General features: G+C 49.1%; 13 protein-coding genes. 10 read left to right on the forward strand and 3 right to left on the reverse strand.

What is annotated here, in order from left to right:
• From N530_RS0111005 to N530_RS0111030, 6 genes are all read left to right on the forward strand, one after another.
• Positions 1–2991: a 2-oxoglutarate dehydrogenase E1 component gene (locus N530_RS0111005; protein WP_026480741.1), complete on the forward strand. Its 2991-nt coding sequence runs from the start codon at positions 1–3 to the stop codon at positions 2989–2991.
• A 37-nt stretch (positions 2992–3028) separates the two neighbouring features.
• On the forward strand, positions 3029–4240 hold the full coding sequence (odhB, locus tag N530_RS0111010; RefSeq protein ID WP_026480742.1) for a 2-oxoglutarate dehydrogenase complex dihydrolipoyllysine-residue succinyltransferase: 1212 nt from the start codon (positions 3029–3031) through the stop codon (positions 4238–4240).
• Between the two features lie 9 nt (positions 4241–4249).
• Positions 4250–4756, forward strand: a complete 507-nt coding sequence (locus N530_RS0111015) for a hypothetical protein (protein ID WP_018689899.1) — start codon at positions 4250–4252, stop codon at positions 4754–4756.
• Between the two features lie 27 nt (positions 4757–4783).
• A complete protein-coding gene (gene lpdA, locus N530_RS0111020; protein WP_026480743.1) occupies positions 4784–6193 on the forward strand; it encodes a dihydrolipoyl dehydrogenase in 1410 nt (469 codons plus the stop codon).
• Positions 6193–6339: a hypothetical protein gene (locus N530_RS19060; protein ID WP_155851974.1), complete on the forward strand. Its 147-nt coding sequence runs from the start codon at positions 6193–6195 to the stop codon at positions 6337–6339. The genes lpdA and N530_RS19060 overlap by 1 nt, the downstream gene beginning before the upstream one ends.
• Positions 6340–6553: 214 nt before the next feature.
• Positions 6554–8188 carry a BCCT family transporter gene (locus N530_RS0111030; RefSeq protein WP_026480744.1) on the forward strand — a complete coding sequence of 545 codons (1635 nt, stop codon included), beginning with the start codon at positions 6554–6556 and terminating at the stop codon, positions 8186–8188.
• Between the two features lie 238 nt (positions 8189–8426).
• On the opposite strand, the gene N530_RS17950 is transcribed toward N530_RS0111030, so the two are convergent.
• From N530_RS17950 to N530_RS0111045, 3 genes are all read right to left on the reverse strand, one after another.
• The gene (locus tag N530_RS17950) at positions 8427–8642 is read right to left on the reverse strand and encodes a hypothetical protein (RefSeq protein ID WP_035266980.1); all 216 of its coding nucleotides are present in this window, start codon (positions 8640–8642) and stop codon (positions 8427–8429) included.
• A 76-nt stretch (positions 8643–8718) separates the two neighbouring features.
• Positions 8719–9813: a TraB/GumN family protein gene (locus N530_RS0111040; protein WP_035266982.1), complete on the reverse strand. Its 1095-nt coding sequence runs from the start codon at positions 9811–9813 to the stop codon at positions 8719–8721.
• 74 nt (positions 9814–9887) lie between these two features.
• Entirely contained in the window at positions 9888–10841 is a 954-nt protein-coding gene (locus N530_RS0111045; RefSeq protein WP_026480746.1) for a tyrosine recombinase XerC, read from the reverse strand.
• Between the two features lie 81 nt (positions 10842–10922).
• On the opposite strand from N530_RS0111045, the gene rimM reads away from it, so the two are divergent.
• From rimM to rplS, 4 genes are all read left to right on the forward strand, one after another.
• Positions 10923–11534, forward strand: coding sequence for a ribosome maturation factor RimM (rimM, locus tag N530_RS0111050; RefSeq protein WP_026480747.1), 612 nt, complete (start codon positions 10923–10925; stop codon positions 11532–11534).
• Positions 11531–12241: a tRNA (guanosine(37)-N1)-methyltransferase TrmD gene (gene trmD, locus N530_RS0111055; RefSeq protein WP_026480748.1), complete on the forward strand. Its 711-nt coding sequence runs from the start codon at positions 11531–11533 to the stop codon at positions 12239–12241. Before rimM ends, trmD begins: the two co-directional genes overlap by 4 nt.
• Positions 12238–13047 carry a hypothetical protein gene (locus tag N530_RS0111060; protein ID WP_026480749.1) on the forward strand — a complete coding sequence of 270 codons (810 nt, stop codon included), beginning with the start codon at positions 12238–12240 and terminating at the stop codon, positions 13045–13047. The genes trmD and N530_RS0111060 overlap by 4 nt, the downstream gene beginning before the upstream one ends.
• Before the next feature lie 225 nt (positions 13048–13272).
• Positions 13273–13800, forward strand: coding sequence for a 50S ribosomal protein L19 (gene rplS, locus N530_RS0111065; RefSeq protein ID WP_018689908.1), 528 nt, complete (start codon positions 13273–13275; stop codon positions 13798–13800).
• Positions 13801–13807: the final 7 nt, after the last annotated feature.

Raw genomic sequence — 13807 nt, forward strand, 5'->3', positions numbered from 1 at the left:
ATGGCACGCACCGATAATCAAAACGACATAATGGCGCTGACCTCATTTTTGTATGGTGGCAATGCCCACTATATTGAAGAGCTATATGCGCAATATCAGGACGATCCGTCATCGGTGTCTGATGACTGGAAGGAATTCTTCAAGGATTTGAAGGATGCGCCGGAAGACATTCGCAAGAACGCGCAGGGCGCATCTTGGGAACGTGATAATTGGCCGATTGATGCCAATGGCGAACTGACATCTGCGCTTGATGGCAATTGGGGCGCTGTTGAAGCCCAGATCGAGAAAAAGATCAAAGACAAGGCATCTGTTGCACCGGGCAAATTGTCTGATGTTGATGTCTTGCAAGCAACGCGCGATTCTGTGCGCGCGATCATGATGATCCGTGCCTACCGTATGCGTGGTCATTTGCATGCCAATCTTGACCCGCTCGGCATTGCTGGCAACCGCGAAGATTATCAAGAACTGCACCCTGCGTCATACGGCTTTAAAGAAGCTGATTATGACCGCAAAATCTTCATCGATAATGTGCTCGGTCTTGAATATTCGACAGTGCGCGAAATCGTTGATATTTGTAAGCGCACTTACTGCGGCACAATGGGTGTCGAATTTATGCATATTTCCAATCCAGAGGAAAAACTCTGGTTGCAGGAACGCATTGAAGGGCCAGGCAAGGGCGCTGATTTTACCGATGAGGGTAAAAAAGCGATCATGCAGAAGCTTATCGAGTCAGAAGGCTTCGAGCAGTTTTTGGATGTGCGTTATAAAGGCACAAAACGTTTCGGTCTTGATGGCGGTGAATCGCTGATCCCAGCGCTTGAGCAGATTATCAAACGCGGCGGCCAGCTTGGGCTGCAAGATATTGTTTTGGGCATGCCGCACCGTGGCCGCTTGAACGTGCTGACACAGGTGATGGGCAAACCGCACCGCGCTTTGTTTAACGAGTTCAAAGGCGGCTCGTTTATGACGGATGATGTGGAAGGTTCAGGCGATGTGAAATATCACCTCGGCGCTTCTTCTGACCGTGAATTTGACGGCAATTCTGTCCATTTGTCGCTGACAGCAAACCCATCTCACCTTGAGATCGTAAACCCTGTTGTTATGGGTAAAGCCCGTGCCAAACAGGACCAGCTTGCTGGTGGATCGCACCGTGCTGAGATCGTGCCGCTTGTCGAGCGCGTTAAAGTATTGCCATTGCTATTGCACGGCGATGCAGCGTTTGCTGGACAGGGTGTTGTGCCTGAATGTCTTGGCCTATCTGCGCTTCGCGGGCACCGCGTTGGTGGTACAATCCACTTCATAGTCAACAACCAGATCGGCTTTACGACGAACCCGTATTTCTCGCGTTCATCGCCTTATCCATCTGACGTTGCGAAAATGATCGAAGCGCCGATTTTCCATGTGAATGGCGATGATCCTGAAGCGGTGGTTTTTGCGGCCAAGATTGCGATTGAATTCCGCATGAAGTTCCATAAGCCGGTTGTCATCGACATGTTCTGTTACCGCCGCTTTGGTCACAATGAAGGCGATGAGCCGTCGTTCACACAGCCGCTGATGTATAAGAACATTCGCAGCCACAACACGACCGTTTCTTTATACGCTGATAAATTGGCCGCCGATGGTGTTATGACCAAGGATGAAGTCGATCAGCAGAAAGCTGAATGGCGTGACCATTTGGAACAAGAGTTTCAAGCGGGCGACGAATATAAGCCGAACAAGGCCGATTGGCTGGACGGTGCATGGTCTGGGCTGGCACGTGCGAGCAATGAAGACGAGCGCCGTGTTGGCAAAACCGCTGTGGCAATGAAAACGCTAAAAGAGATCGGCAAAAAGCTCTCGACGGTTCCGGATGATTTGAAGGTTCATAAAACCATTCAACGCTTCATGGATAACCGTGCGAAAATGGTTGATACTGGCGAAGGTATCGACTGGGCGATGGGCGAAGCTTTGGCATTTGGCTCACTTGCGCTTGAAGGGTATGGCGTGCGTCTTTCCGGTCAGGATTGTGAACGCGGTACATTCTCGCAGCGCCATTCGGTTCTCTACGACCAACAGGACGAAACACGCTACACGCCTTTGAACAATATCAAAGCGGGTCAAGCGCGTTATGAAGTCATCAACTCCATGCTATCGGAAGAAGCGGTGCTTGGTTTTGAATATGGCTATGCATTGGCTGAACCAAACGGGCTAACACTTTGGGAAGCGCAGTTTGGCGATTTTGCCAATGGCGCGCAGGTTATCTTTGACCAGTTCATCTCATCGGGTGAGCGTAAATGGCTGCGTATGTGCGGTTTGGTTTGCTTGTTGCCACATGGCTATGAGGGCCAAGGTCCAGAACACTCATCAGCACGTTTGGAGCGTTTCCTTCAAATGTGTGCGGAAGATAATATGCAGGTGGCGAACTGTACAACGCCGTCGAACTATTTCCACATTCTGCGCCGCCAGATGAAGCGTAACTTCCGTAAGCCGCTTATTTTGATGACGCCAAAATCTTTGCTGCGTCATAAAAAGGCGACTTCAACTTTGGCAGAAATGTCCGGTGAAAGTGCATTCCACCGTCTGCTATGGGATGATGCGGAATATCGCAAAGACCATGAGATCAAACTGGTCACAGACAGCAAAATCCGCCGTGTCGTTCTTTGTACGGGTAAGGTTTATTACGACCTTGAAGAAGAACGCACAGCACGCGGTATTAATGATGTGTATTTGCTTCGTATCGAGCAGCTTTATCCATTCCCTGCCAAAGCGCTGATCAATGAATTGTCACGCTTTAAAAACGCAGAAATGGTTTGGTGTCAGGAAGAGCCGAAAAACATGGGCGCTTGGTCGTTCATTGATCCGTATTTGGAATGGGTGTTGGCGCATATTAATGCCAAGCATCAGCGCATTCGCTATACGGGCCGCGCTGCGGCGGCTTCAACGGCAACAGGCTTGATGTCCACGCATAAAGCGCAGCTCGCGGCTTTCCTTGATGATGCTTTATCTGAGTAAGCTGACCAACTCATTTTAATTTAAGAGAGATAGAATAATGGCCACAGAAATTCGCGTACCAACCCTTGGTGAATCCGTTTCAGAAGCAACTATTGGCAAATGGTTCAAAAAAGTTGGCGAAGCATTTAGCGATGGCGAAACATTGGTTGAGCTTGAAACTGACAAAGTAACGCTAGAAGTGCCTGCACCGTCTGCTGGCACGTTAAGCGAAATCACTGCGCAAGAAGGTGACACGGTTGAAGTGGACGCTCTCCTTGGCATGATGGAAGCTGGTGAGGGCAAGACTGCCGCACCAAAAGAAGACAAAAAAGAAGAAGCGCCAGCAAAGTCTGAACCTGCAAAATCGACTTCTGAAACAAAATCAGGCGACATGCCTGCAGCTCCGTCTGCGGCAAAATTGTTGGATGAAAACAACATTTCTAAAGATGATGTTGATGGATCAGGCAAACGCGGTCAGGTGCTAAAAGGCGATGTGCTTGAAGCATTAAACCGTGTGCCAGAAGCACCGGCTGCACCGAAGGCTGCACGCGCAGCATCGGGCGATGATGCATCGCGTGAAGAGCGCGTGAAAATGACACGCCTTCGCCAGACAATCGCGAGACGCTTGAAAGACGCGCAGAATACAGCGGCAATGCTGACCACTTATAACGAAGTCGACATGACTGCCGTTATGGAAATGCGCAAAAAGTATAAAGATCTTTTCGAGAAAAAACACGGTGTGAAACTTGGCTTTATGGGCTTTTTCACGAAGGCTGTTTGTCATGCATTGCAGGAAATTCCAGCGGTTAATGCTGAGATTGATGGCACTGATCTTATCTACAAGCACTTTTGCCATATCGGTGTTGCTGTTGGTACAGAGAAGGGCCTTGTTGTGCCCGTTGTTCGCGATGCGGACGCAATGGGCATTGCCGATGTTGAAAAAGAAATCGGACGTCTTGGCAAAGCCGCACGCGATGGCCAGCTTTCTATGGCTGATATGCAGGGCGGTACATTCACGATTTCCAATGGCGGCGTTTATGGCTCGCTGATGTCATCGCCGATTTTGAACGCACCGCAGTCCGGTATTTTGGGCATGCACAAAATTCAAGAACGTCCAGTGGCTGTGAACGGCGAAGTTGTCATTCGTCCAATGATGTATCTGGCGCTTTCTTATGACCACCGCATTGTGGACGGCAAAGATGCCGTGACATTCCTTGTGCGCGTTAAAGAAAGCTTGGAAGACCCAGAACGTCTGGTGCTTGATCTTTAAGGAGCGGTCATGAGACTTCTTGCAGGCATGGTTGGTTTGTGGGTGGCAGTGTTGCCATCCATTACCCACGCTGCGTGCCCGCAAGAACTGGCGGTTTATGAAGCTGACAATGGCAATCTTTTGGAGTTCAGCGGCAATAGTAATGCCGAGATGGGATTTCATCAGATTGGACTTTTGCTGCAAGCCAATGATGATCAAGAAACGCCGATTATTCTGGATGCTTTCGTTGAGAAAACGCATGGTCTTGGGCAAGCTGAAATGATCGTGCGCTATGGCTGTCCTGATGGTGATATTCCGCTCGATGATCTTGATGAATGTACGATCTATCAAAGTGTAGTTTATGGCGCTGATAATGCAGGGCTGATTGGTGAGTTACCGGCGGCAGGCAAGCCTGCCGCTGAAACTATTGTTTTACCGAATTTTACCGCCGATGTGTGGATGCACCCGGCTTGGAAAGAAATAAGTGGGCCGAAACGTCCCGCAGAAATTTTTCAGCTTTCGGGCTGTATGGAATAAGGCGCAGAGGCGCGAAAGGAATTTGATATGTCATATGATGTGGTAGTAATCGGCTCCGGCCCTGGCGGATATGTTTGTGCAATCAAAGCAGCGCAGCTTGGGCTTAAAGTCGCAATCGTTGAAAAACGTGCGACGCTTGGCGGCACATGTCTGAACATTGGCTGTATTCCATCCAAAGCGATGCTGCATGCTTCTGAAGTTTTTCATGAAGCGGGCCATTCAATGGCAGCGCTTGGCGTTGATGTTGGTGCGCCAAAGCTCAATCTGAAAAACATGCTGGCGCATAAGGATGCGACGGTTAAGGCCAATGTTGATGGCGTTGGCTTTTTGATGAAAAAGAACAAGGTTGATGTTTTTACTGGCACGGGCAAAATTGCAGGCGCTGGCAAAGTTGTTGTCACAAGCGATGACGGTAAAGACCAAAGCCTTGAGACAAAGAACATTGTGATTGCTACTGGTTCTGACGTTGCGGGTATTCCGGGCGTTGAAGTTGCGTTTGATGAGAAGACTATCGTCTCTTCAACGGGTGCGCTTGATCTGACAAAAGTGCCTGCGAACCTCGTCGTTGTTGGCGGCGGCGTGATCGGTCTTGAGCTTGGTTCTGTATGGCAGCGCCTTGGCGCCAATGTCACGGTTGTTGAATATCTCGACACGATTTTGGCTGGCATGGATAAGAGTGTTTCCAAGCAGTTCCAGAAGATGCTTGAAAAACAGGGCATGAATTTCAAAATGGGTGCGAAAGTGACCGGCGTTACGAAAGCTAAATCAGGCGCAGAAGTAACATTTGAACCAGCTAAAGGCGGCGATGCTGAAACGCTGAAAGCTGACATCGTGCTGGTTGCAACGGGGCGCAAACCGTACACCGAAAATCTAGGGCTGGAAGAAGCAGGCGTTAAGCTTGATGATCGCGGCCGCGTGGCCATTGACGGTCATTGGAAAACAAATGTCGATGGAATTTACGCGATTGGCGATGTTGTTGTTGGCCCGATGCTTGCGCATAAGGCTGAAGATGAAGGCATGGCCGTTGCCGAAATTATGGCAGGTCAAAAAGGCCATGTGAACTTCGATGTTATTCCATCTGTTGTCTACACCCAGCCAGAAGTTGCCTCTGTTGGTAAAACCGAAGAAGAGCTAAAAGCTGCAGGCGTTGAATTTACTTCAGGCAAATTCCCTTTCACTGCCAATGGCCGAGCCCGCGCAATGCTGGCAACGGAAGGTTTTGTGAAAATTATCGCCGATAAGAAAACCGACCGTGTTCTTGGTGTTCATATTATCGGCAAAGGCGCTGGCGAACTTATTCATGAGGCGGCAGTCTTGATGGAATTTGGCGGTTCGTCAGAAGATTTGGCACGTACATGTCATGCGCACCCAACAATGAGTGAAGCTGTACGCGAAGCTGCATTGGCAACTGCATTTGGCAAGCCGATCCATATGTAATGATGAGCCCGCGCGTTCATGAAGTGAACGTCAATTTACCTCATCCGGTTTTACCGGATGGGGATTGGGCTGATGGTTTTAGCGTCGTGGTTGACCAGCCTTTTGATTCAGCGCTCACAAAGCTGAATGAGACAAAGCTGAATTAGAGACGCTGCTTCACGCATAACCAGAGATTTCGCTGTACAGTTTTATGTCAGAACTATGGTTTCTTGCGGTTTTCCACCGAATTGTCGCTTAGAGGGTCTCATTGTTCGCATTCAGGTGCTAGGGATTGCCTGCACAATACACTAACCTCGTATATGGTGGGTTTTTCGAAATCCTTTGATGAACCCATTCGCGTTAAACAGAGGAGGGTTAATCATGGCAGAACCTACTGCTGCTGAAATCGTAGAAGATGTTCCACATCCGGTGGATACAGACTACGAAATCGGACAAAACAATATCACACCACTTGGACTGGATATTCACAATCCGGTATTTCTTATATCTGGCCTTTCGGTCGTAGCATTTGTTCTTGTTACTTTAATGTTCAAGGAAAACGCTGCGGAGTTTTTTGGTTGGTTGCGCAATACGCTGACGTCAAAATTCGACTGGTTCTTTTTGCTGGCTGGTAACGTCTTCGTACTTTTCTGTATCGCGTTGATGATTACGCCTTTGGGCAAAATTCGCCTTGGCGGCGATGATGCAACACCAGATTACGGCTATATGGGCTGGTTTGCGATGTTGTTTGCTGCCGGTATGGGCATCGGCTTGATGTTCTTTGGTGTGTCAGAACCAATGTCGCACTTTGCGTCATCCATGGGCGGCACGACTGTTGAGGGTGCTGCACGTACCGACTGGGCACCGCTTGGTGCTGCAGCGGGTGACATCGTGGCTGCACGTGATCTTGGCATGGCGGCGACGATCTTCCACTGGGCACTGCATCCGTGGGCGATTTATGCCGTTGTTGCGCTGTCGCTTGCGTTCTTTACGTATAACCGTGGTTTGCCGCTTACATTGCGTTCGGCTTTCTACCCGATCTTGGGTGAACGCGTTTGGGGCTGGCCTGGACACGTCATTGATATTATGGCGGTCTTTGCAACTTTGTTCGGCCTTGCTACGTCGCTTGGCTTTGGCACAGAGCAAGCGCTTGCCGGATTTAATTATCTGTTTGGCTGGAGCACAGGCAATGGCGCGAAAGTTCTTTTGATCGCAATCATCACAGGACTGGCACTTGTATCTGTTCTGCGCGGATTGGATGGGGGCGTTAAAGTCCTCTCCGAGATCAATATCGGGCTGGCAGCATTGTTGCTGTTGTTCATTATTGCTGTTGGACCAACGGCAACGATCTTTGAAACGATCATTTATGGCGGTGCTGCTTACGTTAAAGAAATCATTCCATTGTCGATGCCATTTGGCCGCGAAGACACGAATTTCAGCCAAGGCTGGACCGCGTTTTATTGGGCATGGTGGATTTCTTGGTCGCCGTTCGTTGGTATGTTTATTGCCCGCGTTTCACGTGGCCGCACGATCCGCGAATTCATCTTCTGCGTTATCGTTATCCCAACTGTGGTTTCTATCCTTTGGATGGGCGCTTTTGGCGGTACGGCAATCAGCCAAGTTATCGCTGATGCATCTGCACCGGTTAAAGATGCAGCACTAGAACTCAAATTGTTCGAAATGCTGAAACCATTGCCATTGGCAAGCATCACGTCATTTATCGGCATCATCCTCGTCTTGGTGTTCTTTGTGACATCATCTGACTCTGGATCGCTGGTTATCGATACGATCACGGCTGGTGGTAAAACTGATGCGCCCGCTGCTCAGCGTGTATTCTGGTGTACGTTTGAGGGTATCGTTGCTGCAACATTGTTGCTGGTTGGCGGTAACCAAGCATTGGATGCTTTGCAGGCGATGGCGGTTTCGACTGGGTTCCCGTTCGCAATTATCCTGCTGGTGATGTGTGTGAGCCTGTTAATAGGCTTGATGCAAAGCCTGCGCGAAGGAAAAAGCTAGACACAAAAACCCGGTGATCGGGGAAAATCACCGGGTTTGACGCCGTTTGGCTTTAATTTGGAAGGAAGCCTTATTGCTTTTAACTGGAGGTCAAAGCGTTCTTTTATGGCGTCTTGTTACTTGTAAACGCAGTTCGGCTTGGTTCGTTCCCTAAATAAGCTGACGTTATTTCGTGATAAAATTAAGGCCCGTATCGTTGCAGATACGGGCCTTAATTATTTGTGTGAAATTGGAACGTTTAATTCGCGTCCGGTGCAGGTGCATCGGGTACGGCTTCTTCAACCACATCAGGTACATCAACGCTGATATTGACATCTTTAGAGCCGTCCACTGCGCCGCCTGAATATAAATAGGCGCCGCCAGCAATCACTGCGAGCAAGACAAGCACAGCAACGATCCATCCGCCGCTACCACCAGACTTTACGACTGTTGTATCCCGTTTTTCGTCAACCATGATATTCTCCTTTTATACCCCTTAAACTGCAGAGGGGTAAAAAGGTTCCCAATATCACTTTTGGCAAGAGAAGAATCTACTGAACGGCAGTGACAGTGTAGCCTGCATCTTTGTAAAGTTGAGCCAAGCCGTTTTCACCTGGCAGGTGCAATGCGCCAACAGCAATGAACGCATTGCCGCGCTCTAAAAGAGGCGTTGAGCGCTTCAACATTGTTTTGTTGCGCGTATTGACCATTGTTTCTTCAAACTGCGCATAGCCTTCGCTGGACGCTGTATCCGTTTGGCCAGCCATATCTGATACAGCACGTAGCATTGGCCAGACAGTGCCAGTTTTGCCTTCGGTATAAAGAATGATCATTGTCTCGGTCACATCTTTGACGGTGTCACCAAGTGCCAATGTGTCGATCAAGCCTTTAACGTGAAACTTCATCGGCAGGGATGCCATTGCATCAAATTGCTCAATCAGTGTTTCAAGGCCGACAAGTTCTTTGCCGTCCTTTTCGGCGCTCTGGGCTAAGGCTAAATCAAGAAAAGGTTCGCCTGCTTGTTTGCGCTCAAACTCACATTCTGGCAGCGCAAACATGCCGGTTAGAAGCCAAGGCTTCATTCGGTCGATAAGCGCAAGCTGCATACCGCGTTCAGCAAGGTTTTTGGCTAGAACGACTTTTTCTTCTTCGTTCAGGAAGTCGGATAGACGCTTGTCGTCAACGAACATTGTTAGTTCTGGTTTTGCCATTAATGCGACTTGCGCGGCGGCAGGATCAAGTATCTCAGTGCTTTCAATGGCAACAATATCAGCGCCATCAAGTGCTGCTTGGGCAGCTTTTGGTAAGGAGATAACCCGCGGGTCTGTCATGTGCATCGTGCCAAACAGATAAGATGGCGCGCTTCCGTCTTTTTCAAGCTTGAATAAAAGACCTTCACCAAAGGGTACTTTGGCCGCTTCGCTTTCAATCGCCGCAAAGCGTTCAGGATTATCGGCGGCAAATTTTTGCATGAGGTTATTACCTCCGCATGTTTTTGCTGGTGCCTCGGCTTTTGCCTGTGTTGCGGTAAAAGCCAGCAGCATTGTTACGGCGAGCACGGTGGCATGAATCGCGCCAATAATAACAAGCGAGGCATCTGAAATGCGATCAACGATCGCGGCGGTGCGGGTGTGATGTGTTTTCATGGTGATAGAATAGTCATGAAAAGACGATTATTTGGTTAAAACAAAAGGTGCGTTTTAGCCTATTTATCCGTTTTTTAAGCGCGGGGATGGGCGGAGCGATACGCATCGAGCAAATGCTTGGTGTCAACGCCCGTATAGACCTGCGTGGTGGAAAGGCTGGCATGGCCAAGAAGCTCTTGAATTGTGCGCAAATCGCCGCCAGAGGCCAGCAAATGCGTGGCGAATGAATGTCTGAGTGCATGGGGTGTTGCGCTGTCTGGCAGGCCAAGTGCACCGCGCAAGCGCCGCATATCGCGTTGAAGAACAGCTGGTTGCAACGCACCGCCGCGCACACCGCGAAACATTGGTGCGCCTTGATGGAGATCATAAGGACAAAGCTTGCGATATGCGTTCACCGCTTTGAAAACGACTGGCAAAAGCGGCACGGTTCTGGTCTTGTTGCCCTTGCCGGTAATGGCGATTGATTTGGCGTTTTCATTGCGCAGTGCCATGCCATCCAGCGAAAGCGCTTCGCCAAGGCGAAGGCCGCAGCCATAGAGCAATGTTAAAATAGCGATATTGCGCGCCCGCACCCAAGGTTCTTCAATTAGCTGATCGCTGTCAGAGACAACGCGCAAAGCGTCCGTCGCGGTTAATGGTTTGGGTAGCGATTTTGGTTGGCGCGGGGCGCGCATGGCGCTTGCGGCTGTCGCATTGGCAAGGCCAGCATTTTCTAAATAACGCAGAAAAGAACGCACACCTGCAAGGCCGCGCCCCAATGTGCGTGCACCCGCGCCATTTTGGCGCCTTCGGGTCAAAAATGCGCGCAAATCCATCGGCTTTAAATTGGCCACAGATTTTAGATCGGCCGTGTCACCGAAATATTCCGAAAGGAAGAATAGGAACTGGCGTGTATCGCGCTCATAGGCATCAAGCGTGTGTTCGGACAAACGCCTTTCTTGGCCAAGTTTTTTTAGCCAAGCAGAACGATGCGCCAAGAGCTTTGGCGATGCGGGCAGAAGCAATGCACTGTTCGGGTTGTTGTTCATGGGGCCATTGTAATGCGGCAAGGTTACCGCATCGTTGCGATTTGTATTGGCTTGGCCGCCAAAAACCATTATCCGAGCATTATGAGTAAAAACGATCTTGAAAATCCGGTTCTTCTTGGTGTCATTGGTGCAGCCCATGGCATCAAAGGACAGTGCCGCGTGAAAAGCTATACGGGCGACCCCGAAGCGCTGGGCGATTACGGCACTTTATATGCCGAAGATGGCCGCGCTTTTGATGTTGCCGATATTCGCAGCGCGAAAAATGTTGTCGTTGTGACATTTAAACAGGTCAAAGACCGTAACGCCGCCGAGGCGTTAAACGGCACCGAGCTTTATGTTGACCGCGAACAATTGCCCGATGACATGCTGGATGATGACGAGTTCTATGTTGAAGATTTAATCGGCATGGATGTTCTTGATGCCGCTGGCACCCATATTGGTGCGGTTATGGCTGTGCCGAACTTTGGTGCTGGCGATATGGTTGAAATCGCGATGCTGAATGAAAATGGCGGGCTTTCGAATAAGACCGATCTTTATCCATTTACCAAAGCGGTTGTGCCGACCATTGATATGGAGCGCTGGGCGATTACGCTGGTGCCACCATCTGAAATTATTGTGCCGCCGGAAGGTTCAAAAGAACGTGAAGGCGATCCTGATAATGAAGGGCTTGATGTTGAGGGCTCTAAGGAATGAGCTTTCGCGCATCGGTTCTCACGCTTTATCCCGAAATGTTTCCAGGCACGCTTGGGCAGTCTTTGGCCGGACGTGCGCTCGATAATCGAATTTGGGAACTGGACGTTACGCAAATTAGAGATTTTGCGGAAGGTAAGCACAAGAATGTGGACGACACGCCATCTGGCGGCGGGGCAGGCATGGTGCTGCGCGCCGATGTTGTGGGCCGTGCGATTGATAGCGTGTCATTGCCGGATGATCCGCGTCCACGGCTGATGATGAGCCCACGCGGAAAACCACTCACGCAGGCGCGTGTACGCGATTTGAAAGACGGACCGGGTGTAGTGATTGTCTGTGGGCGTTTTGAAGGGCTTGATCAACGGGTGATTGATGCGCGTGATCTGGAAGAAGTTTCTATCGGCGATTATATTTTGTCGGGCGGCGAGGTTGCAGCACAAGTGCTGCTTGATAGCGTTGTGCGTCTGCTGCCCGGTGTGATGGGCAATGACATATCGGGCGAGACAGAGAGCTTTGAGACTGGCTTGCTAGAGCATCCGCACTATACCCGTCCGGCTGAGTGGGAAGGCTTGAGCATTCCCGACGTTTTGTCCTCTGGTAATCATGGGAAAGTGGAAGAATGGCGGCGCGAACAGGCTGAAAAGCTGACCAAAGAACGCCGACCTGATCTATTTGATCGTTGGCATAATTCGACTAAGAATAAATCATGATGAAAATATTGAAGAACAAATGGGAGCGTATCCTTTTTTATCTTATAGGTGCGGCTTTACTATTCTTTGGATTCCAATTCCTACTGAAGCCATCTGTGCCAGAAGCGTCTGCTGTATTTGCATTGGCATTCTTTTCCTTCATTTATGGAAATCTTGCACGGTTCAAGCGTTTTAAAGGATTGGGATTTGAAGCTGAGTTGTGGGAAGATAAACAAAAAGAAGCGGCAGATTTAATTGAACAGTTGAAATCTGTCGTTGCAATATACAGCCGTGAAATCGTTCTTCAGAAAATTAAAGGTGGACGGTTCGACAATGATGAAGGTTGGGAAAGCAATTTTGCATTGTTTGATGAGCTTGTTAGTCAACACAGATCAATAGGCCAAGAAATTGATTTCTCCGACCTTAAAGAAGAATTGGATACCTACTTTTTATTCGACCTCTCTATGACGCAATATCCCTCGATAATTGAAAAAGTTCAAAGCGGTTTGAACCAAGTATCGAATAGTATTGAAGAAGAACTTAAAACTCAAGTTGTCGACCAGAAGAGATACTTTGAGAGCCGTAATGAACTTAATAAAATTCCGCACGTATTCTCTGATCCATTCGATGCGGCTAAAAATGGAAACTTGGCAAAAGAAATACTTGACTGGGCGGAAACGTGTAAGGCCTCTCTCCATGAAAAGTTTGACGTGACAATTGAACATGACCCAGAATCTATAGATGCACTTAGTAAAATTTCAGAACTACACATCAATAGGCCTATTCAGGTGACGCCTGAGATAATTGAAATGTCGAAACGAAGTTAAATTAGGGCATTGAGGCTTTGCGCAATAAAAATGCGTCCAAATAGGTGACAAAGCCTATTATCTGATGTATGTGCGCGCTCAACTCGGACAAAGATCCGAAAATGACGTCAATTAGCAATTACGAGCATGACTACCGCTCCGACCTTCTGGGTCAGGTTACACGATAAAAATATTGTGGGCCGTTCGTCGAGCGCTCTGGCAGTTCAAAAGAACAGGAAAAGACAGATGAATATTATTCAGCAGCTCGAGCAAGAGCAGCGCGCGAAAATCGACGAAAAACGCACATTCCCAGAATTTTCTCCAGGTGATACTGTACGCGTTCAGGTTCGCGTTACAGAAGGCAAGCGTACACGTTTGCAGGCTTATGAAGGCGTATGTATTGCCCGTTCAGGTGCAGGCCTTTCTGAAAACTTCACAGTGCGTAAAATTTCTTATGGTGAAGGCGTGGAACGTGTGTTCCCAATCTACTCACCATTGGTTGAGGCTGTTGAAATCGTTCGCCGCGGTAAAGTACGTCGTGCGAAACTTTACTACATGCGTAACCTACGCGGTAAGAAAGCCCGTATTGTTGAAAACACTGGTGTTCGCGCTAAGCGTTTGAACGATCTTGAGCGTCAGGCAATGCTCGATCAAAAAGCAGCGCAAGAAGCTGAAAAAGTTGCAGCAGCAGAAGCACTAGCGGCTGAAAAAGCAGCGGCAGAAGCAGCTGAAGCAGCAGCGGCAAGCGCAGCAGAAGAAAACAAAGACGCATAAGTCTTTT

Origin of the sequence: Ahrensia sp. 13_GOM-1096m, from assembly GCF_000620605.1 — a bacterium.
GTDB classification, from domain to species: domain Bacteria; phylum Pseudomonadota; class Alphaproteobacteria; order Rhizobiales; family Rhizobiaceae; genus Ahrensia; species Ahrensia kielensis.

Bases quoted from the DNA above. Each gene is read 5' to 3' on its own strand.
- lpdA (WP_026480743.1), top strand. From the start codon at position 4,784: ATGTCATATGATGTGGTAGTAATCGGCTCCGGCCCTGGCGGATATGTT.
- rimM (WP_026480747.1), top strand. From the start codon at position 10,923: ATGAGTAAAAACGATCTTGAAAATCCGGTTCTTCTTGGTGTCATTGGT.
- N530_RS0111005 (WP_026480741.1), top strand. From the start codon at position 1: ATGGCACGCACCGATAATCAAAACGACATAATGGCGCTGACCTCATTT.
- N530_RS0111030 (WP_026480744.1), top strand. From the start codon at position 6,554: ATGGCAGAACCTACTGCTGCTGAAATCGTAGAAGATGTTCCACATCCG.
- N530_RS0111045 (WP_026480746.1), bottom strand. From the start codon at position 10,841: ATGAACAACAACCCGAACAGTGCATTGCTTCTGCCCGCATCGCCAAAG.
- N530_RS19060 (WP_155851974.1), top strand. From the start codon at position 6,193: ATGATGAGCCCGCGCGTTCATGAAGTGAACGTCAATTTACCTCATCCG.
- N530_RS0111040 (WP_035266982.1), bottom strand. From the start codon at position 9,813: ATGAAAACACATCACACCCGCACCGCCGCGATCGTTGATCGCATTTCA.
- N530_RS0111015 (WP_018689899.1), top strand. From the start codon at position 4,250: ATGAGACTTCTTGCAGGCATGGTTGGTTTGTGGGTGGCAGTGTTGCCA.
- rplS (WP_018689908.1), top strand. From the start codon at position 13,273: ATGAATATTATTCAGCAGCTCGAGCAAGAGCAGCGCGCGAAAATCGAC.
- odhB (WP_026480742.1), top strand. From the start codon at position 3,029: ATGGCCACAGAAATTCGCGTACCAACCCTTGGTGAATCCGTTTCAGAA.
- N530_RS17950 (WP_035266980.1), bottom strand. From the start codon at position 8,642: ATGGTTGACGAAAAACGGGATACAACAGTCGTAAAGTCTGGTGGTAGC.
- N530_RS0111060 (WP_026480749.1), top strand. From the start codon at position 12,238: ATGATGAAAATATTGAAGAACAAATGGGAGCGTATCCTTTTTTATCTT.
- trmD (WP_026480748.1), top strand. From the start codon at position 11,531: ATGAGCTTTCGCGCATCGGTTCTCACGCTTTATCCCGAAATGTTTCCA.